2 tRNA genes and 2 rRNA genes are annotated in these 757 nt (G+C 50.1%); all 4 read right to left on the minus strand.

Annotated features, from left to right (window positions below):
* Positions 1-105 (minus strand): 23S ribosomal RNA (locus AC1V0D_RS21935); the annotation flags it as partial.
* Positions 106-309: 204 nt separating this feature from the next.
* Positions 310-385, minus strand: a tRNA-Ala gene (locus AC1V0D_RS21940).
* A 146-nt stretch (positions 386-531) separates the two neighbouring features.
* Positions 532-608 (minus strand) — tRNA-Ile (locus AC1V0D_RS21945).
* 73 nt (positions 609-681) lie between these two features.
* A 16S ribosomal RNA gene (locus AC1V0D_RS21950) occupies positions 682-757 on the minus strand; the annotation flags it as partial.

Consider the following 757-nt stretch of genomic DNA (forward strand, 5'->3'; position numbering starts at 1 on the left):
GCTGTAGCGGTTCATATCACCTTACCGTCGCTTTACGCAGATTAGCACGTCCTTCATCGCCTCTGACTGCCAGGGCATCCACCGTGTACGCTTAGTCGCTTAACCTCACAACCCACAGGCGTTTTTCAACGCTGCAGACTGTAAGCATTTGAGAGACTCGAACATGTCGTCATTTCATTCTTATTACGGAGAATGAACGCGCCATGTCGTTTCAATTTTCAGCTTGTTCCGGATTGTTAAAGAGCATAATACGTCACAGCACACCGTCGCCGGTACGCTCTGAGGTATTTCAGAAAAATACAGCATGTATGGTGGAGCTAAGCGGGATCGAACCGCTGACCTCCTGCGTGCAAGGCAGGCGCTCTCCCAGCTGAGCTATAGCCCCATACAGTTACTGCAGAGACCACTACTACCACTCAACCGAGTTACATTCTTCATGAGAAGGATGCAATTTCTTTTCAGGCAAGGCATGCGGAAGGGACGTTTACTCAGGTAAACGACCGCGCGCATAACGCAGCATGAGAAGAAATTTGGTAGGCCTGAGTGGACTTGAACCACCGACCTCACCCTTATCAGGGGTGCGCTCTAACCACCTGAGCTACAAGCCTGTAGAGGTTTTTTCTGCTCGTGACTTTTTATCAGACAATCTGTGTGAGCACTGCGCGGGAAGGTATCTTCAGGTAAGGAGGTGATCCAACCGCAGGTTCCCCTACGGTTACCTTGTTACGACTTCACCCCAGTCATGAATCACAAAGTG

It is taken from the genome of Pantoea sp. PA1 (assembly GCF_056856975.1).